At 34.5% G+C, this 20822-nt stretch carries 21 protein-coding genes; 15 read left to right on the forward strand and 6 right to left on the reverse strand.

Translation table 11 applies throughout. The features are described from left to right. Positions 1 to 92 precede the first annotated feature (92 nt). Entirely contained in the window at positions 93 to 389 is a 297-nt protein-coding gene (locus CQ046_RS00005) for a hypothetical protein (RefSeq protein ID WP_123906545.1), read from the reverse strand. A 66-nt stretch (positions 390 to 455) separates the two neighbouring features. Beyond that, positions 456 to 1163 (reverse strand): hypothetical protein, encoded by a 708-nt coding sequence (locus CQ046_RS00010; protein WP_105700294.1) that lies wholly within the window; start codon positions 1161 to 1163, stop codon positions 456 to 458. Positions 1164 to 1815: 652 nt separating this feature from the next. On the opposite strand from CQ046_RS00010, the gene CQ046_RS00015 reads away from it, so the two are divergent. After that, on the forward strand, positions 1816 to 3945 hold the full coding sequence (locus CQ046_RS00015; protein ID WP_105700295.1) for a carboxy terminal-processing peptidase: 2130 nt from the start codon (positions 1816 to 1818) through the stop codon (positions 3943 to 3945). A gap of 52 nt (positions 3946 to 3997) precedes the next feature. Here CQ046_RS00015 and CQ046_RS00020 read toward each other — a convergent pair whose 3' ends face one another. Then, the gene (locus CQ046_RS00020; RefSeq protein ID WP_105700296.1) at positions 3998 to 4501 is read right to left on the reverse strand and encodes a superoxide dismutase family protein; all 504 of its coding nucleotides are present in this window, start codon (positions 4499 to 4501) and stop codon (positions 3998 to 4000) included. Between the two features lie 236 nt (positions 4502 to 4737). Here CQ046_RS00020 and CQ046_RS00025 point away from each other — a divergent pair, with 236 nt between their 5' ends. The 10 genes from CQ046_RS00025 (at position 4738) to CQ046_RS00070 (ending at position 13325) form a co-directional block, all read left to right on the forward strand. After that, positions 4738 to 5382 (forward strand): 4'-phosphopantetheinyl transferase family protein, encoded by a 645-nt coding sequence (locus tag CQ046_RS00025; protein WP_105700297.1) that lies wholly within the window; start codon positions 4738 to 4740, stop codon positions 5380 to 5382. 90 nt (positions 5383 to 5472) lie between these two features. Beyond that, positions 5473 to 6375 (forward strand): GyrI-like domain-containing protein, encoded by a 903-nt coding sequence (locus CQ046_RS00030; RefSeq protein WP_105700298.1) that lies wholly within the window; start codon positions 5473 to 5475, stop codon positions 6373 to 6375. Positions 6376 to 6467: 92 nt separating this feature from the next. After that, complete coding sequence (locus CQ046_RS00035) at positions 6468 to 8714, forward strand: TonB-dependent receptor (protein ID WP_105700299.1); 2247 nt, start codon at positions 6468 to 6470, stop codon at positions 8712 to 8714. 51 nt (positions 8715 to 8765) lie between these two features. Continuing rightward, positions 8766 to 9425 (forward strand): hypothetical protein, encoded by a 660-nt coding sequence (locus CQ046_RS00040; RefSeq protein ID WP_105700300.1) that lies wholly within the window; start codon positions 8766 to 8768, stop codon positions 9423 to 9425. 139 nt (positions 9426 to 9564) lie between these two features. Next, positions 9565 to 10878 (forward strand): 2TM domain-containing protein, encoded by a 1314-nt coding sequence (locus tag CQ046_RS00045; protein WP_105700301.1) that lies wholly within the window; start codon positions 9565 to 9567, stop codon positions 10876 to 10878. Between the two features lie 4 nt (positions 10879 to 10882). Next, positions 10883 to 11188, forward strand: a complete 306-nt coding sequence (locus CQ046_RS00050; protein ID WP_105700302.1) for a 2TM domain-containing protein — start codon at positions 10883 to 10885, stop codon at positions 11186 to 11188. A 36-nt stretch (positions 11189 to 11224) separates the two neighbouring features. Next, positions 11225 to 11794: a methyltransferase family protein gene (locus CQ046_RS00055; RefSeq protein WP_105700303.1), complete on the forward strand. Its 570-nt coding sequence runs from the start codon at positions 11225 to 11227 to the stop codon at positions 11792 to 11794. A gap of 123 nt (positions 11795 to 11917) precedes the next feature. Continuing rightward, positions 11918 to 12214 (forward strand): 2TM domain-containing protein, encoded by a 297-nt coding sequence (locus CQ046_RS00060; RefSeq protein ID WP_105700304.1) that lies wholly within the window; start codon positions 11918 to 11920, stop codon positions 12212 to 12214. Positions 12215 to 12245: 31 nt separating this feature from the next. Beyond that, positions 12246 to 12521 (forward strand): 2TM domain-containing protein, encoded by a 276-nt coding sequence (locus CQ046_RS00065; RefSeq protein ID WP_105700305.1) that lies wholly within the window; start codon positions 12246 to 12248, stop codon positions 12519 to 12521. 60 nt (positions 12522 to 12581) lie between these two features. Next, positions 12582 to 13325 carry a LytR/AlgR family response regulator transcription factor gene (locus CQ046_RS00070; protein WP_105700306.1) on the forward strand — a complete coding sequence of 248 codons (744 nt, stop codon included), beginning with the start codon at positions 12582 to 12584 and terminating at the stop codon, positions 13323 to 13325. A 126-nt stretch (positions 13326 to 13451) separates the two neighbouring features. On the opposite strand, the gene CQ046_RS00075 is transcribed toward CQ046_RS00070, so the two are convergent. Both CQ046_RS00075 and CQ046_RS00080 read right to left on the reverse strand, forming a co-directional pair. After that, positions 13452 to 14678 carry a DUF6051 family protein gene (locus CQ046_RS00075; protein WP_105700307.1) on the reverse strand — a complete coding sequence of 409 codons (1227 nt, stop codon included), beginning with the start codon at positions 14676 to 14678 and terminating at the stop codon, positions 13452 to 13454. A 167-nt stretch (positions 14679 to 14845) separates the two neighbouring features. Continuing rightward, positions 14846 to 15742 (reverse strand): hypothetical protein, encoded by an 897-nt coding sequence (locus CQ046_RS00080; protein ID WP_105700308.1) that lies wholly within the window; start codon positions 15740 to 15742, stop codon positions 14846 to 14848. A 114-nt stretch (positions 15743 to 15856) separates the two neighbouring features. Between CQ046_RS00080 and CQ046_RS00085 the strand changes: the two genes are divergently transcribed. Both CQ046_RS00085 and CQ046_RS00090 read left to right on the forward strand, forming a co-directional pair. Continuing rightward, entirely contained in the window at positions 15857 to 16588 is a 732-nt protein-coding gene (locus CQ046_RS00085) for a glycine-rich domain-containing protein (protein WP_105700309.1), read from the forward strand. A gap of 15 nt (positions 16589 to 16603) precedes the next feature. Then, positions 16604 to 16957 (forward strand): hypothetical protein, encoded by a 354-nt coding sequence (locus CQ046_RS00090; protein WP_105700310.1) that lies wholly within the window; start codon positions 16604 to 16606, stop codon positions 16955 to 16957. Between the two features lie 61 nt (positions 16958 to 17018). On the opposite strand, the gene CQ046_RS00095 is transcribed toward CQ046_RS00090, so the two are convergent. Beyond that, complete coding sequence (locus CQ046_RS00095; RefSeq protein ID WP_105700311.1) at positions 17019 to 17228, reverse strand: hypothetical protein; 210 nt, start codon at positions 17226 to 17228, stop codon at positions 17019 to 17021. A 508-nt stretch (positions 17229 to 17736) separates the two neighbouring features. Between CQ046_RS00095 and CQ046_RS00100 the strand changes: the two genes are divergently transcribed. Beyond that, positions 17737 to 19989, forward strand: a complete 2253-nt coding sequence (locus tag CQ046_RS00100; protein ID WP_105700312.1) for a TonB-dependent receptor domain-containing protein — start codon at positions 17737 to 17739, stop codon at positions 19987 to 19989. A 10-nt stretch (positions 19990 to 19999) separates the two neighbouring features. After that, positions 20000 to 20785, forward strand: coding sequence for a DUF4249 domain-containing protein (locus CQ046_RS00105; RefSeq protein ID WP_165790433.1), 786 nt, complete (start codon positions 20000 to 20002; stop codon positions 20783 to 20785). The last annotated feature ends 37 nt before the right edge of the window (positions 20786 to 20822 follow it).

Raw genomic sequence — 20822 nt, forward strand, 5'->3', positions numbered from 1 at the left:
TAGAAGAACTATGGCATTTTGGACAATCCATTTTTTTTATTCCAAAAATATAAAATCTATTTTATTTTAACAATACCAAAATAAGTAATACTTTATTTTGCAATTCTATTTGCTCCGCCAGGGTTTCCAGGGTTTGATGGATTTCCAGGAGTGGTAGTAGAAGTGCAAGATTTTGAAGAAACTGTTCTGGTAGTCCCTAATGGACAGCAAAGAAAATACTTAGTTACAACTTTATAAGTAACGGTACAAGAGCCTTCTTGTCTGGTTTCATAACAAACTTTAAACCAACAACATAGTGTTTTTTCACTGTTAGCATTAGCTCTAAGCTCTTTTGTGTTTGCACTCATAAGTGACGAAGTGCTGAATGTTGCAAGTAATAAACCTGCCAAAATTGTTTTTTTCATCGTGAATTTAATTTAAAAATTAGGTTAAAATATTTTTTGTAAAAAGAATTATTAGTAAAAGGCTATTGCCTGAAATCTGGCTCCTGATAAATTGCCACCCTGTTCACAGGAGATATATGGGTTGCATGTACCTTCCAATTTAATCGTGTGGGTTCCTGCATTTAGTTTTATGAAGAAACTGCCAGTGTTATAAAAAATACCAGTTAAAGCAGGAGGTGGAGTAGGTTCATCAGGGTTTACATAATTAGTAACGGTGTTTGTTGATTTTGTAACGATGTTACCATCCACGACCAAATTGGTTCTAAGCATTTTGATTCTTCCATCTTTTGGAGGTTGGGCAGTGCCATGTTCATAAACCTTATTGAGAGGAACAGAAAAATTAATCTGCACCAGAGCATCTTTTGCAAGGGTTAAGGAATTGTTTTGAATTTCAACAGGAGTTCTGGGATTGCTTGCACTGGTATCAGCATCATCAATAGCAGCAATTCCTAAAGAAGTTTGGTCAAATAAAATATCATAGGAAAGAGGGGTAGAAATAGCACTTTCAGGGACAGATTTTAATATTCCGGATGCATTTGCTACTACTATTTTGTCAACACCAGAAACATAAGTATTGGGAACTAAAGTTCTTACACGGGCGGTTCCGTTAACGTCTAATGTGTTGGTAGGAGCATTGGTATTTATGCCTACAGCACTGGCTTGTGCGTTAAGCATCGCTGAAGCAGCAATTGCTATAACAATTGAATAATTTTTTTTCATATTTATGAGTTTAAAAATGTGTTTTTTGAAATGTTTATCAGGTTACAAATAGCAAATGATTTTTAGTATTGATTATTTCACTTTTGGTAGAAGTGGAATCATTATACAAAATGAATTTGATCTATGAATCTTCAAACTTTTCGACTGTGAAACTATATATTTATCACTTCTTTTTGATAAACAATGTATACTACACATATACGACATTTGCATAACTATTTTGTTTACAGTTATATAAATTTGCATAAAACGGGATTTTTAAAATTTTATATCTTTATCAAGGGAAAAAACTAGTAAAAAACGTTTTCTTTTAAAATTTGACCATTAATTTTAATAATAATAATGCATTAAATGTTAATGTTTTTTTACAAATGTCATACTAAAATCTTATATTTTTATTTTACTATAAAGCTTTAGCACGTATATTTTTCTTATCTGATTATAGGTGTAAAAAGAGAATGATATTTCTGATCAAGCATTTTTGTATCAGGTTCTCTCTGTATGAACAGAAATTGTATTCCTTTAATAAAAAAATATTTAAAACTGTCTGATAATTGCAAATAAGGTATTAAATTTGATCATTTGTAACAGTACCAAACTTACTGCTACTAATTACTATACTTATTTAAAAATTAATAAATAAAGACAGTTTATGTGGAAAAATTTCAAACTGAATAAATTTTTACTTCTTATTCCATTAACCAGTCTGATGTTTTGTTTCAACTCGCCAAAGAATGACGATGAAAAGATGCAGACGATCATGGTGAGTGTAAAAAACACACTTTCTTATCTGCATTATAGCCCAAAGACTATCAATGATGCCTATTCGAAGGACGTTTATAAGCATTATTTCGAATTGGTAGATCCGGCAAAAAGATATTTCCTGCAATCTGATATGGATGAATTCAACAAGCATGAAACAAAACTTGATGATTATATCGGCCAGGGAGATCTTACATTCTATAAGCTTACGATTGACAGACTATACCAAAGGGTAGATGAGATTGATAAAATTACACAGGATATCTTCAGCAAGCCCATTAACCTTCAGGAAGATGAAACGCTAACTTTAGAGCCAAAACTTAAAAAAGTACCTGCCAATAAACAGGAACAGTATAATGAGTGGAAGAAGTTCATCAAATACAATATCCTTCAGGAAGTTGAATCGATGAACAGCAAAGAAGAAGCTCAAAAAGAAAAGAAAGACTCTGTTCAGAAATATAAACTGAAAGATACCATCAAATTTAAGCCGCTTACTCAGGACGAAAAGATCAAAAAAGCGACTGATGAAGTAAAAGACCTTGTAAAAGATACCTTTACCAGATTCAAAAAGAGAAAGAAAATGGATTGGTTTACAGTGTATATGAATGCCTATACAGAAGTATTCGATCCGCACACCAACTATTATTCTCCAAAAGATAAAGAAGATTTTGATACCCAGTTTACCGGAAAAGTAATTGGAATCGGAGCTCTTATTCAGGAGAAAAAAGGAAACCTTTATCTGGGGGCTCTTACAATCGGTGCACCTGCATGGAAATCCAAGCAGCTTTCAGAAGGAGATAAAATTCTGAAAGTAAGATCTAAACCTAAAGAAGATGCTGTAAATGTGGTGGGAATGCTTTCTGACGAAGCTGTAAGATTGATCAGAGGAGAGAAAGGAACACCTGTTACACTAACTGTTCAGAAAAAAGACGGTACGATCAAAGATGTAACAATGATCCGTGAAGAAGTGGCTATTGAAGATACTTTCGCAAGAAGTATTGTAGTGAACACTCCAAATGGCAAGAAATACGGATTCATCAACCTTCCAAGCTTTAATGCAGATTTTGAAAATGCTAAAGGAAGAAATGCTTCTGATGACATCAAAAATGAAATCATTAAGCTTAAAGAACAAAATATTCAGGGAATTATTCTTGACCTTAGAAACAACGGAGGAGGGTCACTAACTGAAGTAGGGGACATTATGGGACTTTTCATGGAAGCTGGTCCTTACGTTCAGGTGAAAGACGGAAACGGAAAAATACAGACGCTTAAGAATAAAAATGAAGCACCAATCTGGACAGGTCCGCTTGTGATCATGCAGAATGAACTTTCTGCTTCAGCTTCAGAGATCCTTGCAGGAGTAATGCAGGATAACGGAAGAGCAATGATCATCGGATCTCCACAATCTTTTGGAAAAGGAACCGTTCAGACCTTTGTTGACCTGAACAGATTCCTGAACACGGAAGATGATTTTGGTTCTTTAAAACTGACGATCCAGAAATTCTACAAAATTACAGGAGAATCTACACAGAGAAAAGGGATCGTTTCTGATATCCAGATGAAGGACTTCTTTACTTATGCTGAAGTAGGAGAGCGATATGATGATTATGCCTTAGCTTGGGATAAAATTCCACCTACAAAATTCCAGAAACTGAACTATTTCAATATTCAGGCTCTTGAGAAAGCAAGTGCAGACAGAATGGCTAAAAACAGCAATTATCAGTTATTACTAGAATCTGCTCAGTGGAGAGAAAAACTGGATAAAGAAGAGAATATCACTTTGAATATAACCAAGTTTAATGAGCTTATGAAGAACAGAAAATCTCAGATTGAAAAGTTCAAAGCTTTGACTAAATTTGAGAACGGACTTCAGTTTATGATGTATCCAAGTGAGATTGAAAGAGAGAAAAAAGATGAAGCTTTCAAGAAAAAATCTGAAATGTGGATCAAGAATCTGAAAAAAGATCTTTACCTGCAGGAAGCAATGAATATTGTATCAGATATGGGAGCTAAATCCTAAACATAAAAAAACCGCTAATGAAAATTAGCGGTTTTTTTATTGAGTAACAAGATTACTTAATTTCTACACATCCCACTCTTCCGCCTGCGTTTCCTGTAGGTTGAGTATGGAAGTCATCAGCTGCTGCATGTACAATAAGACCTTTTCCGATGATGTTCTTAGACTCATCTGTACAGCCCAGACACCATTTGTCTGTCTTGAAAGTCAATGTTGCAGTTCCGCTTTGATCAGCAACCAGGTTTCCTATATCTCCCATATGGAAATGTTCAGCACCCCATTTACCGTGATCATTCTTGGAAGGATTCCAGTGACCTCCGGTAGAAGTTCCATCTGCAGCAGAGCAGTCACCCTTTTCATGAATGTGTACTGCATGGATTCCAGGAGTAAGGTTGGTTATATCCAGCTTCATTGTTACCTCATTTCCGTTTTGAGTAAACTTCGCAGTTCCTCCTGTCTGTGTTCCGCTTTTGGCATTTACAGAGTACATTTTTGTTGTTCCGCATGAAACTGCTAAAAATGCAAATCCAGCCAATAATGCTAATGTTTGTACTTTCATTTTTTAAATGATTTATAGTGATTTTACGATAAATTTAAAAAAGATTTTCCAAAGCGCTTTATGATCTTGGTCTTTTTTAAAAAGTTACTTTGATTGATCAACATAATCAGGGTTCGTTTAATCCTCAATTCTGAAACTTTATCATATAGGCTAACTTCTTTAAAAAGAGGCGAAAAAAAGCTTATTTTAGTGGTTAGAAAGCAATTTATAAATCAGGCTTCTCTACAGGGAAAAAAATGATTATTCTGTATACATTCATCAGTGAAAAAGAGCACCAGTCTATTCTTGACAGGTATTTATCTGCTTTTTCTCAGGAGATCAAGCAGAATATTCTGAGGTACAGGAGGTGGCAGGATGCACAGCTTTCTTTACTGGGAAAGGTTCTCTTACAATATGGATTGAAAACGTATTACAACATCCCAGATGCAGAAATAGAGATTCTACCTAACAAAAAGCCTTATTTAAAAGGTCATAATCTTCATTTTAATATATCGCATTCTAAAGATCTTGTGGTCTGTGCAATTGCGGATTATCCTTTGGGTATCGATGTAGAATTCAGTGATTCTAAAGTCAGTTATCTGGATTTTACATTTCAGATGACTGCTGATGAGTTTCAGGAAGTCCATGATTCTGAAGATAAAATAAAGAGTTTCTTTACCTATTGGACAAGAAAAGAAGCTGTAATAAAAGCCCACGGAGCAGGAATGATGCTTCCTCTGGAATCCTTTGAAGTGTTGAACAATGAATGCGTTATTGAGGGTGAAAAATTCTTTACCAAAGAGATTTTTATTCATGAAGGCTACTACAGTTATATTGCTTCAACCGATCAGAGTATTAAAGATGTTATACCCCTTATTAAAGATTTTAAAGAAGAGATTTAGTGAAAAAATGGAGCAAATTTCTCATAATAGCAATAATAAACAACAGAATCTGGTTCCGGAAAAATATCTTTGTAAATTAACAACTTTGAAGTGGAAGAGTATAAAAAACGGATTGTAAAAACAATTCAATATATTGATAATCATATTGATGGGAATTTGTCTCTGGAGAAAGTTTCAGAGGTGAGTGCATATTCGCCATTTCATTTCCACAGGATATTTAAGCTGGTTACGGGAGAAACTCTTCAGAATTATATTATCAGGAAGAAAATAGAAAAAAGTGCTCTTCATCTGGCGATACATAAAAGTATGGAGATCAAAGAAATCTATTGGAATCTCGGATTTTCAAACCACTCAGCTTTCTGCAAAACATTCAAAAAATATTACGGTCTGGCACCTACAGAATTCCGCAGATCGGCTCCGGAAAAATTTCACAAGATTTTACAAACACACAGCAAGAACGGACAAGTTGATACAGTTTTCAGCCAATACATTTGCAACATTGAAAACCTGTTAAACTGGACCAATATGAATTTAAAAATCGAAGTAAAAGAAATGCCTGAAATGAATCTGGCATCCGTAATGAGCCTTGGAATGGCTAATGTAGAACCTTCTTTCAATATCTTGATTGACTGGGCGAAAAAGAAAAACCTGTTTCCTCGGGAGAATGTTAAAATGATTTCTGTATATCACGACAGCTGCAAAATAACACCTCTTGACAAAGTAAGAATTCATGCGTGTATGCTTTTGGATGAAAAACTGAAACAACAGGAGGGAGAGATATTTCCTGAAATCCTAGATGGCGGAAAATACATTGTGGGAAGCGGTGAAGTTACCCTCAACGACTTTGAACAGTGCTGGGTTTCTTTGTTTTTATGGATGAATGAAAACCATTATTCTACAAGAAGAACCTTCCCCTATGAGATCTATCACACCAATTTTAAAGAGCATCCTGAAGGAAAGATGATCGTGGATTTTTGTATTCCGATTCATTAATTACCATTCGGTAGCAAAAGAATGCCTTTCGGTAATAAATTTTTTACAGAAGGGCATTTCTCGTACTATTTTTGACCCAGAAAACAATAAAAATGAAAACACAAGGACAAAACATACTGTTTCTGATTCTCCTTCTCACTTCCATCATGGGATATACTCAGGTGAAAATATCGGGAAAAGTATCCTTTAAAAATAAAGGGGTAGCAGAAGTAAACGTGACGCTGAAAGATACCTACGATGGAACTACAACGGATGCTCAGGGTAATTTTACATTCGAAACTTCCGAAAAAGGAGCTCACGTCATAACTTTTACCCATCCAAAATATGAAAATATTGAAAGGACGGTTTCTATTGAGAATCAAGATATTTCTTTGAATGTAGATCTTAAAGAACAAATCAGTGAGATTGATGCAGTAGTAGTTTCTGCAGGATCTATTGAAGCCAGTGATAAGAAAAGAGCAACCGCATTGCTGAGCCCCATTGATATTTACACCACAGCTGGAGCAGACGGACAGATCTCTTCAGCATTGACGTATCTTCCGGGAGTTCAGAAAGTAGGAGGGACAGAAGGTCTATTCATCCGTGGAGGTACCGGAACGGAATCCAAGATTTTTATGGATGGAAGCCTTATCAATAATTATTTTTCTAATTCTGTTCCGGGAATTGCAGGGAGAGACCAGTTCAATACTTCTCTTTTTAAAGGCAATATCTTTTCAAGTGGTGGTTATTCTGCATTGTATGGGCAGGCTCTTTCTGGAGCACTCATGCTGGAAAGTGTGGATCTTCCTGATGAAAGTTCTTATAATATTGGAATATCACCTATTTTCGTGAATGCCGGATTTCAGAAGCTGGGAGACAATAAAAACTATTCCTATGGAGCTACAGCAGGATATTCTCTTTTAAGCCTGATGCAGAAAGTCTTTAATTTTAATACAGACTTTGTTGAAGCACCACAAGGGCTTAATGGGGATCTGAATTTCAGGTTTAAAACAAAATCAGGAGGCTTCTTCAAATATTACGGAATGTTTAATTCTAATAAAATGGGTGTAAGATCAGAAAGTCTTGAACCCGGATATGATTTCAGCCTGGTCAAACTTAACGGTAAAAATACATTTCACAACCTGTCTTTTAGACAAAAATTTGGAAAATATCTCCTAAATGTAGGTGGTTCTTATTCCTACAACAGATCAGATCTTCATTTTTCTACAGAAACCAATAATATTGAATCCAATAGAAGCCAGTTGCTGACTGATGGAAATTATCTGAATTTTAAAGCTGTTATCGAAAGAAAAATCAACAGAATCAGTGCTGTGAGAGGAGGGATTGAATTGAATAATACCGATGAAAACCTGAATTTTGAAGCCGTACAGAAGCATTATAAAGATTTAATTTCTTCTGCTTTCGTGGAAACGGATCTTGGATTTAGCAATGCATTGTCAGCAAAAATTGGAGTAAGAGCAGAGCATTCTTCTTTTTTAGGTAAGAATAATATTGCTCCACGTTTTGCCATTGCCTACCGTCTTGCAAAGGACTGGACAACTTCCCTGGCTTATGGTCTTTTTTATCAAAACCCGGAAAGTAAATACATCAATGGACCCGCCAATCTTGATTTCCAGAAATCCCAGCATTATATTTTCCAGGTTCAGAGAGCTTCAGAAGGGAGAACTTTACGTTTTGAAGCATTTTATAAAAAATATGACCAGCTGATCAAGACATTTAATGTTACCCCGGATAAGGAGCAAAACCAACAAACCCAGACTGCTTTAAACAATAATGGATACGGATATGCAAAAGGAGTGGAGTTTTTCTGGAGGGATAATAAAAAGACCTTTGAAAATATTGACTATTGGATCAGTTACTCCTATTTAGATTCCAAAAGAGATTTCCTGAATTATCCTGTAAGCCTGCAGCCAAGTTTTGCTGCCCAACACACACTTTCAGCAGTGGCAAAAAGATTTATTCCGGAATGGAAACTAGGTGTAAACTTATCTTATACTTACGCAAAAGGACGCCCTTATTATGATATTGCCTCTACATTAGAGAATGGAAAAGCTATTAATTATACCCGAAATGAAGGAAGATTAAAAGATTACAATGCCTTGAATTTCAGTCTTAACTATTTGCCCAACATCGGTAAAAAAAATGCAAAAGCTTTTCCTGTATTTGTATTGAGTATCAGTAATATTTTAGGATCAAAGAATGTATATGGCTATAATTTTTCCGCAGATGGTTCCAGAAGCTCAGCCATTGTGCCGCCAGTCAATACTTTTGTATTCATAGGAGCATTTATAAGTTTTGGAGTAGACAAAACAGATGATGCTATTAATAATAATTTATAAAAAACATATCTTAGAACAACCAAACATAACTAACTTTTAAAATTTGACTTCATGAAAAAATACATTTTAAGCTTTGCTTTAGCTTTTGTAAGCTTAACCGCTTTTGCACAGGCAGATTATGACAAAATAATGTCTGAAAAAATAGGAAGAATAGAAACCTGTAAAACATCTGAAGATTTCCAGACGCTGGCCAATGATTTTCAGAGAATAGGAAGTAAGGAAAGTACAAAATGGCTTCCGGCCTACTATGCTGCATTTTCTTATATTCAAAAAGGAAGAACCCTGATGAGAGACGGAAAAATGCAGGAACTGGATGTCATTGCGGATCAGGCAGAGAAACACCTGTCCATGGCTCAGAACCTGGCCGGGGCAGATAATGCAGAAATTCATCTGTTGAGAAAAATGTCTTACTCTTTGAGAATGATGGTGAATCCTGCACAACGCTATATGACAGATGGGGCAAGAGCTGCTGAGGAAATGAGTGCTGCAGAAAAGCTAGACCCAGCAAACCCAAGAGTTGCCCTTATCAAAGCGGAAGATGTATATTTTACTCCTGAACAATACGGAGGAAGCAAAACAAAAGGGCTGGAAATGTTTAAAGATGCTCAGGCAAAATTTAAGGCATACAAACCAAAAACAGTTTTAGATCCTAACTGGGGAAAAGCAGAAGCAGATTATTTTCTGAGCTTGCCCACAGAAAAAGCAAAATAATTTTCTCTATATATCACAAAAATCAACCTTCATTCGTGAAGGTTTTTTTATACTGTTCAGGGAGAAAAAATAGCCTTTCGGTAAGAATTAATTTTTGATACCTTTAATAAAAACTAATTTTGAGTCAAGAAAATAGATCATGAAACGGAAAAACTTTATTGTACTATTCTGGGTGTCGCTTACAGTCTCCATGTTTTTCTTTTTTGTCTTTACAGAAGAAAAGAATCTTGAGAACTTTTTATATACCATACTCATCTCATTTATTTATTCGTTTGTGCTGGGAGGAGGAAACGGAATGCTGAACAGCTTTCTGAATAAAAAAATCCCATGGTCAGAAGCTACCACTAAAAGAGCGGTTATAAGTATTATTTCAATTATTGTAGCCAATTTTGTGCTGGTCTATTTTTGTAATTACATCAACTTTGTAGTCATTCAGAAAACGGCCACTACAGAAGAGTTTTTCCTTGGAAAATATAATTTCCTCAATTGGTTTACGATCAATATCGCATTGTTGATCTCCGCTTTCCTTCATGCCAGAAGTTTCATGGAAGAGCTGAAGAAGACTTCCAGAAAAGAAGTGGTGGAACAGAAGCTTATTGCCAAGTCTGCGAATGCCCAGTTTGAAAGTTTAAAAAATCAGCTGGATCCGCATTTCCTTTTCAATTCATTAAATGTTTTAAGTTCTCTGATAGATGAAAACCCTCTTCAGGCTCAAAAGTTTACGGCATCAATGTCAAAGATTTACCGGTATGTACTAGAACAGAAAGACAAAGAACTGGTAACGGTAGAAGATGAAATAGAATTTGCCAAAACCTATTGTGATCTTTTAAAAACAAGGTTTGAAGACAGTGTAGATTTTACTTTTGATGTTGCTCAAGAAGACTATCAGAAATTTGTAGTTCCATTGGCTTTGCAATTGCTGCTGGAGAATTGCATCAAACACAATTTTGCAACGTCATCAAAACCTTTAATCATCAGAATTTTTTCAGACGGAAATACCCTCTGCATTGAAAATAATCTCCAGGTGAGAGAGCAGATCAAAGAAAGCTCAGGGATCGGGCTTGCCAATATTGTACAGCGTTATTCGCTACTTACTGAACGAAATGTTTTTATAGAAAAATCTGAAGATCATTTTAAAGTAAAACTGCCGATGCTTTTAGCTAAGCCACATATTTCCAGTACAAAACCCGAAGATGAAACGGCTGCCTACAAACGTGCACAAAAAAGAGTAAAAGAAATAAAAAGCTTTTATATGAATCTGATTTCTTACTGTACTGTATGTTCCTTTTTGATCTTTATCAATCTTTATACAAGCAGCAGAAATCAATGGTTTTGGTTTCCCGTGCTGGGATGGGGAATAGGGGTTGCGTCTCACGCATTTCAGGTGTTTGGAGTAGGAGAATCATGGCAGGAAAAGAAGATTCGTGAAATTATGAACAAACAAAAAAAATAGAAATATGGAAAGGTTTGACGAAAACGATATTGAATATCAACGTGCCAGAAGACAGGTAGAAAGACTGCGTGGATTTTACGGACATTTATTCGCGTATATCGCAGTAAATGCAATGATTGTTGTATACAATTGTATGCATCTGAAACCTGGAGAAAGCTATTTTCAGTTTAAAAACTTTTTTACGGCTACTTTTTGGGGAATAGGATTGGCAGCACACGCTGTTACTGTTTTTCTGCCTCGTATTAATTTTATCAGAAAATGGGAGGATAATAAGATTAAAGAACTGATGGATAAACAGAAAGACCATTAGAAGAAAAACACTTTTAACCTTTAAAACTTATTGAAAATGAGCGTCTTATCAACCGTGTTTTACATTTCAATGGCCGCCTGGTTTCTCACAGAATTCTTTTATAAGACCATTTTGAAATCTGGAAAGGAAGATCAAAAGAACAAAGATAAATCTACCCTGAATATTTTATGGCTTGCCATTCCTTTTTCTATCGTAAGCTCAATCTTCATGTCTTATAATACTCATTTTCCGATTGTTGAAAGCAGCTGGATTCTTTATGTCGGAGAGTTTTTGATTCTTATTGGGATTATTATAAGATATATTATCATCAGATCACTGGGGAAGTATTTCACAGTTGATGTCACCATCAGACAGGATCATAAAATCAAAAAAGAAGGGTTTTATAAATACCTGAGACATCCTTCCTATGCTTTCTCTCTTTTAACTTCTCTGGGACTTGGTTTATATTTAAATAACTGGCTGTCATTAATCTTTGCTTTCGTACCTCCATTTTTAGCTTTTGCCTATCGGATAAAGATCGAAGAACAGGCTTTGATTGAACAGTTCGGTGATGAGTATATTGAATACAGAAAAAGCACCAAGAAACTGATCCCGTTTATCTATTAAATACAGGTTTTACGGTTCGGATAGCATAATCTACCATTCAGTAATATAAAATTGATTGAAGGTCTTTTCCTGACTTACCTTTGATTCAAGAAAAAAACAAATCAACCTTTAAAACAAAGCATTATGGAAATTTTACCAAATAAAGAGACGATTGCTTACAGAAAAGCTTCAAGAAGAGTAAAAGAATTAAAAGAGTTTTATGGAAACCTTACTTCGTATTGTGTAGTAATTCCCTTTTTAGCAATACTGAACCTTGTGACTGCCCCAGGATATTTATGGTTTTTATGGCCTTCACTGGGATGGGGAATAGGAATTACATTCCATGCAATAAGTGTATTTGGAATTGGAAAAAGCTGGGAAGAAAGAAAAATAAAAGAACTGATGGAGAAGGAAGAAAAACCGAAAATAAAAACTTTTTAAATAATAACCATAACAAAAAATAGATACAACCATGGATTACGAAACTGCCTCTGCAAGAACAAACAGCATCAGAAGATTCTATAAAAGCCTTTTTATATTTGCGATCTTTGCTGTTCTTATCATTCCGGATGATATTTTTGGTGAACACATTGTTCAATTCAGATTGTTTGACAGATATATCATCCTTGGAATCTGGGCATTTATCATTCTTGTAAAAGCTGCAAAACTATTTCTTTTTGATTCCGAATGGGAAAGAAATATGATTGAAAAAGAACTTAGAAAAGAGAAAAAACGAATAGATTATTAAAATTTGCCCTCTTTTATCTAACTTTATTTCCCAAAATCTGAAAACCAAAATTAAAGCTCAATGATCAAAACTGTCATTATAGAAGACGAAAAACCTGCTTCAAGGAAATTAGAAAGAATGCTGAGTACTTTCCCTGAAATAGAAGTAGTTGCTAAAATAGAATCTGTAGAAGAAGGCGTAGCCTGGTTTTCTGAAAACGAACACCCGCAGCTGATCTTTTCTGACATTGTTTTAGGTGACGGATTGTCTTTTGATATCTTTGAGAAAGTGCCTACAAAAGGTTTTATTATCTATACCACAGCTTTCGATCAGTATACATTGAAAGCCTTTAAACTGAACAGCATTGATTACCTTTTAAAACCTATTCTTGATGAAGACCTGCAAGGTGCCGTTGAGAAGTTTAAATCTTTTATCCCAGCCAATGATACCAATGGCTCTCAGGATATCAAACAGTTGATCAGAAAAGAAAAATCTACGCTTTCCAGGGTTCTGGTAAAAATAGGGTATAATCTTAAAATCATACAGACTCCTGAAATAAGCTGTTTTTTCAGTGAAAATAAAATCGTTTACCTTCAGACGGAAGACCGTACTTATCCCTCAGATTTTACGTTGGATGAGCTTGAAGATGTTCTGGATCAGAAAAAGTTTTTCCGCGTCAACAGACAGTTTATTATAAGCTCGGATTATATCAAAAACATCCATACTTCACCTTATTATAAAGTGGATCTGGAATTTCAGCCGGAAGAAGAAATTACGGTAAGCAGAGACCGTGTGAAAGATTTCAAAGACTGGCTGGTCAGTTGATCAATAAGGAAGATATATGATTAAATATACTTCCTAATAACCTAAAAAAAAAACTAACACCATGGACCTTATATTGCTGATTTTTAAATTATTCCTTTCGCTTTTTTATACCTGAAAGAATTATACTCAGGTGTTATAGAAGTCGCTGGCAGATTGTACAAAATCATGAAAAGCTTCTGTAATTTCCTTAGAATGCTTATGGGTAAGCGGAAACGGAACCATATGGGAATATTCAAACGGAAAATCTTTAATTTCAACATCCACTTTGATATTTCTGTAACCTCCCTGTAATGTATTTAATGCTTCTATTGGAGGGGCAACACTATCTTTTTCCAGTACATACGCTTTGACCTGAGACTGAATTTCCTGAATTCTTTCTTCCCTTTCTTTTTGAAAATAATTGTAACGGAGCATCTTTTTGAACCAGCTTTCCTGAGGATGTAAGTCTTCGTTCTGATAATGTTTTAATCTCTTATCTGATTTAAAATCAGAGCTCAATAATTCCGTGAAAACAGACTGCATTTTAACGGTTGCCTGAGTATCCATGATGTATTTGGAAATCGGAAACATCCTGTCGATGGTCATTCCTCCACAAAAACAAAAAACTTTAGAATGGGTAAAATAATGATGAGGATCCGCCATTTTGATAATCAACGAAAGAAAAGAGCCTATAGAATAACCGAATAAATCTATATCTGCCTCTCTGGAAATACTCTTTATTTTACCGTTTTTAATCTCTTTTACCACTTCTGTAATATCAGAATAGGTCTGCAGCCCGGACCAGAAAATTCTTTGAGGATGGGCTTCCAATCTGGAACTTATAGCAGCATTCACGTAGGAATAATTCATGTTTTCCGGATATTTTTTCTTCCTGAAATTGACAACTTCCATCATATGATGGCGGTCACTCCAGATGGGTTCCGCGCGATCCATATGAAATGCAATAGGGAACAAAATAATGGCTTTTCGAGTTCTTTGAGCCAGTTCATACGCCCATGGAAGGTATTTATCCCATTTCTTTTCATTCAGGCCATGGAAGAAAAATATGGCTCCCTGAGCTGTTTCAATATCTGCGCGTTTCAGGATATGGTATTCAAACCTTTTATTGCATTCAATATCAAAATCCTTGATGTCTACAGCTGGCTGACCGTAAAAGAGATAGCCATTTTTGTTGATTTCAAGAACTTGCTGATGTCTACTGCAATGTTGATTTTCTGAACCGTAAAGAAAATCACAAACTTTAGATTCGAAAGAAATTGATTCAATGGTTACGTTCAGTTCTTTAAGTTGAGTCCTGTCTTTTCCGGAATCAAAATGATCTTTCAAAACTTCATACAATTCATAATATTCCATAGCAAGACGATTGAAGGGTTCCTATTTAGAACTATCAATTTAGAGAAATATTGCTGTAATGGATTGATTTTTAAGGGTTAAATGTATTCTAGGCATAGGAGAAATACAATAAGTTCTGAAATATCCCTATTCCAATGTAATCCAATAGGGATATATGTTTGATATAACTATCTGTAATCGATTCTATTAGATTCAGTGTCTTCAAGTTGTTTAATGATAGACTCAGGAATTTCATCACTATCAATCGGGAAGCTTATAGAATCTGAAATAAAGTTTTTCCTGTCCGCCTTTCTGAAAATTTCAAACAAAGCAATCGGTTCCTGATTGAAGCTGATACAAGTGCTTATAAAATGGATTTCTAGGAGTTTATAGTCTGGGTTCTTAAGTTTTTCTTTAATATCTTTTATTCTTGAAATAAAATGCCTTTGTCGGATAAAAGTATTGCTGTTCATGATAATAAAAACATAATCCGAATAAGCCGTTACCTTACCGTAATATTTATGATGATCCCCTCCGCTTCTTTCAATAAAATATTCTCCTGTAGTTTCAGATTTATAAATTTCCATAGCAGAACGCCATATCCGGTCTTCTTTTGCCATCAAAGGATTGTCGGGCAGATTTCTGTTATAAGAATACCAACAGCCCACCAAACGGTCTAAAAGAGACGTATTCTGGGTTACATTATTCATGTCAATCCTCAGATCATTAAAATTAAATGATTCCGTATTGGAATTAATGAAATCTATATAATTTGAATATCCCAAAACTTTTACAATCTGGCTCAGTTTTGCAAGATTGGGCCTGCTCAGAACCGCATTTTCATTCTGTTTGAATTTCTTTAGCTTTTTGATAATCAAATGTTCATACAGATAATTGTTCCCGAGAAGATCAGGTTCTTTTTTGATTTCTTTCTCTGAATGGTTATGGATAACCAGATCCTTCAGTTCATTACTTATATAAGACCATTCTGTTTTGGTAACATCTTCCCAATGGTTTTTCTTTAAAAACTGGCGGCTTAAGAAATTCATCAGCTTCTCAAGATGCAGAATATCTTCCTTTTTCATGGTGTTTATTTATAAGACTAATTTAAGATTTTTATCAAACCAAAAAAGACTTTTCAAAGACTTTTATATTTTAAAATCCATTGATATTTGAGTAGAAAAACAAAAATCAAAACAATGGAAACAAAAATGCTATTAAAAGACGAATCCCTGTGGAACCGAATACAGGAATTTTCTCTGGATGCTCCCGGTGTTGATTTTCCTTTCTCAAAAAAACTGGCAAAAGAAGAACGCTGGAGCCTTGATTTTGCAAGAAAAGCAATTGAAGAATACAAAAAGTTCGTTTACCTCTGCTGCATTCTTCCCAATGGCGCATCTCCCAGTGAAATAGTGGATAAAGTATGGCACATGCATCTGATTTACACCCAGAACTACTGGGAAGAATTCTGTCCTCATATTTTAAAAAGACCGCTTCATCATCATCCATCTAAAGGAGGAGCTGTAGAGAGAGAAAAACACAGGAACTGGTTTGAGGACACTTTAACAAGCTACCAGAAGGTATTTCAGCAGGAAGCGCCTGAAGAAATCTGGAAAGAACTCAGAAAAAAGTCCAAAATACAAACCTGGCTGAGAAAGATGGCTTTTTTTTCTCCAATTCTTATTTTACTCCTTTTATTCTCATGTACAGAGGGAGGTAGTTTTACAGGATTGCTGGTCACAGGATTAATATTTACCATTATTCTGATCCTTGGAACTATAGCGTCAATAGTAGGAGATGGCGAAGTCACAGATCCTAACAGAAAAGATAAGCAGAATAATGATGGAGGAGGAAGTTGTGGGGGGGCAAGCTGCAGTGGAGGCGGTGGTTGTGGAGGAGGCTGTGGCGGCTGCGGGGGCTGCGGAGGATAATAAAAACGAATCATTATGAAGAAACTCATCATTCATTCAGTTCCGGTTGTGATAAGTTTTGCATGGCTTATGACAGAAAACCAGACATTTAATCCAATTATTCTTAAAGGACCAGATTTTCTAAAGTTTTATCTCATCCTGATTTTCGGATTCTACGTTTCTATTTTTCTTTTAAATTCTTTGAAAGAAACCATTTCAAGAACAACACTTTATTTCGCAGGATTTATTTTCTTATTGGGAATTATCAAACTGATAAGAGGAATTATGTTAGGAAAACCGATTGGTTTTTTAATCATGATTTTAATAGTGGAAGTTATTGTTATATTGGTATTTATGTTCAATCATGTCAATAAAAAGATGAATTCATAAACCAGTATACAAAACAAACCCGAAACAAAAATGTTCCGGGCTTTATCATGTCTTGTTGATATTAAATATCTTTCTTTTTTTCTTTCGCTGGCTGATAGCCATATTTTCTAACCATAACGGAAGTAAGGACAACTAAAATAAGGCTGATCGCAATATTGGAGCTTTCCGAATGTACAATAGCCTGATAAAAATTATAACCGAAAATAGCAGATATAATAGCAATCAGAATATTGTTTACATAAGCATACTGGTTTCTTGTAGATGTTTTCATAGTAGTATTTTTTTGTTATTTACTCAGTAAGTATAACAATCTGAATTTCGTTACAAGAAAAATCATTATTCTTTAAATTTTAATCTAAAGGCCTTTTTTGAGTTGAAAATATTTATTTTTCTATTGATGATAAGTAAAACTTTTAATTTTAAAAAAATATTGTTCACAGAGGTTTTCAATAGAGTTCACCGAATTCAGATGTCATATGCTGAATTAGGGTTTTATATTATTTTTTAAAATAAGTTAAAGAAATTAACAAATTTGAGAGAGCAGCACCATAATCAGTTAAACTATTGTTAATTTATTAAAGTATTTGTTTATTCATGAACAATGTAAATGTGAATTGGTGTTAATTAAAAAAACAAATTGCTGTTTTTTGATTAAAAAAAATAAGTAGTATTGCCTTTTTTTAACAAATATATTACATATTTGATACAGATAGCAGTGATATTTAGTCATTTTTGCGGGAGATAGGTAAAGGTATACTTTTGCAAAAAAATGATCAAAAATGTTTCGAATTGTTATAGCTGCTATTTTATTGCCTGCTTTTTCTTATGCTCAAAGCACCTATTCTGTAAGTGGAGTTGTAAAAGATAAAGATACTGGAGAATTGATTTCCGGAGCAATAATTAAAATCAAAGAAAAGCCTGACATCAATATAGAAACCAATGAGTATGGGTTTTATTCTTTTTCATTACCTGAAAACGACTATACTCTGTTGATTAGTTATAATAACCGTAGAAATGACAGTAAGGAAATTCATCTTCAAGAGTCTGTAAAATTAGATTGGGATCTTAAAAAAGAAGAAACTCTTATTGACGAAGTAGAGGTAAAAAAAATTAAAACGGTAGTTTCCAAAAGATCTAAAATGAAGGCAGAGATCATGGATATAGAAGGTATCTCGAAATTACCGGTTTTATTAGGTGAGAAAGATATTCTTAAAACAATACAATACCTGCCGGGAGTAAATTCTCAGGAAGGGAGATCAGGCTTTAGTGTGCGCGGGGGAAGTCCTGATCAAAACCTCATGCTGGTAGATGAAGCACCGGTTTTTAATAATTCGCATCTGCTCGGGCTCTTTAGTACTTTTAATAGTGATGCTTTGAGAAATGTTACAGTTTATAAAGGAAATATACCATCCCAGTATGGAGGGAGGCTGTCGTCTGTTGTTGATGTGAAAATGAAAGATGGAAATAATCAGGGATATCATGTAAATGGCGGGATAGGTCTTATTAGCAGCAGGCTAAGTGTTGAAGGACCTATTCAAAAAGGAAAATCTTCTTTTATTGTATCTGGAAGACGTACCTATCTGGATCTTTTTCTTCCACCACAAAACGGGTCAAAAATGAAAATATATTTTTATGACCTGAATACAAAGGCTAATTTTCAAATTAACAAGAATAACAACATATATCTTTCAGGCTATTTTGGCAGAGATATTTTGTCTCATGAAGACTTTAGAAATAATTGGGGAAATATTACGGGAACCTTGAGATGGAATAGCATTATCAGCAGTAAATTGTTTTCAAATACTTCTTTAACATACAGTAATTATGATTACAGGACAAATGCTCAAAATTATAATGGAGAACCTACCGAAGTCAGGCCCAATATCAGAAATATTGGACTTAAGCAGGACTTTACTCATTATGTTGGTTTAAAGCATACATTACATTATGGCTTGCAGGCTTCTCAATATTATTTTTCTACTCGTCAACTTTCAGAATCTGTAAAATCTGATTTTTTGAGAACACCAAGGACAATGTGGGAGAGTGCTTTATACATTAATGATGATTTTAAACTCAACGATAAACTATTCATTAATTATGGCTTAAGATTGTCAATGCTTTCTCTGCAGAAAACAAATGAAGAAACGAACTCATCTGCTGTGAAAAATCTCGCTAGAAATCAAATCAATCTCGAGCCGCGGGTAATGATCAACTATGAATTTGATAAGAACAATAGCGTAAATCTTGGGTATAATAGGAATATTCAAAATATATACACTTTAAATAATATCAACGGCTACCTTAATAATGACTTATGGATGAATGTGAAAAAACCTCAGGTAGCAGATCAGATCAACCTTGGATACTCCAGAAAATTCAATAACGGATATGAATTGAACACCGATATTTTCTATAAAAAAATGTCAAATCTGGTTGATTACAAAGACGGGGTTCAAATTGATATTCTAGATAATATAGAAAAAAATATTGTAGATAACGGAAAAGGAAGAGCTTATGGATTTGAGATCCTGGCAAAAAAAACCAGAGGAAAACTTACAGGCTGGCTATCATATACATTATCTAAAACCGAAAGACAAAATGATGCAATAAATGGAGGAGACTGGTATAATGCATCTTATGACAGAACACATAATCTATCCATCGTTGCCAATTATCAACTGAGTCAGAAATGGACACTGTCAGGAGCGTTTGTTTATAATACAGGTAATGCTGCTACATTCCCAGGTGGAAAATATGTAATAGACGGTGATACTTACCTTCAATATGGGAAAAGAAACAGCAGCCGTATACCAGCTTCTCACAGGCTTGACCTTAATGCTACCTATGAACCTCAGAACAATAAACGTTTCAAAAGTTCATGGTCATTTGGTATCTATAACGTCTATGCAAGACATAACCCTTATATCATTGATTTCACAAATGAATATAACGGCAATAACACTACAATTCAGGCTAGAAAAACTTCATTTGTTTCATTCGTTCCGAATATTAGCTATAATTTCAAATTCTAAAAACATTGTAATGAAAAATAAAAAATATTTAATTCCTTTTACAGCAATGCTTTTTCTGTTGGGATGCACAGATAGCAGTGTAATTGATCTGCCATTAGAAGATTTGAGTGGTAAGGTCGTAATTGAAGGAAATGTTACAGATAAAAATGGCCCCTATCAGGTGAAAGTTACAAGATCTGACAAGACAACACAAACAACAAATCCTCAGCCTGTTTCCAACGCTGTTGTTGTTATTAGTGATAACCATGGGCAATCCGATGTATTGCAGTATAATAATGGGATATATAAAACAGTTAATCTTACAACCCATTATGGTGACACTTACACCCTTTCTGTAACGGTAGATGGCGTTACTTATAAAGCAGAAAGTAAAATGCCCGAAAATGTAGAATTCACAGATTTAAAACAAAAAAATACATACGACTACGGATATGTTGAAAGAAAGCTTATCCCCATATTTAAAGATCCGGATGTAAAAGGAAATTATTATTTGTTTCGGGTAGATGGGTATTACAATTCAAAGTTTACACTTTTCTCAGATTATACGGGAAATGGAGAAGTCAATGGAAGAGCACTTAATAATTCAGGTTTTTTAAAAGGGAGTAAAGTAAAAGTTGAGATGCAATGTATTGATGAAACTGTTTATAATTATTTCAATGCTCTTTCGAAATTATCATCGGATAACACTATAAATAATTTAACCCCTGTAAATCCTCCAAGCAATATCAGTAATGGGGCATTAGGGTATTTCTCAGCACACACAAGTAGCGAAAGAGAAATTATCATACAGGATTAAACTGTTATAAATAAAAAATAGACTTAGAGTTTTTCTA

The organism is Chryseobacterium sp. MYb7, assembly GCF_002979455.1.
Lineage (GTDB): Bacteria > Bacteroidota > Bacteroidia > Flavobacteriales > Weeksellaceae > Chryseobacterium.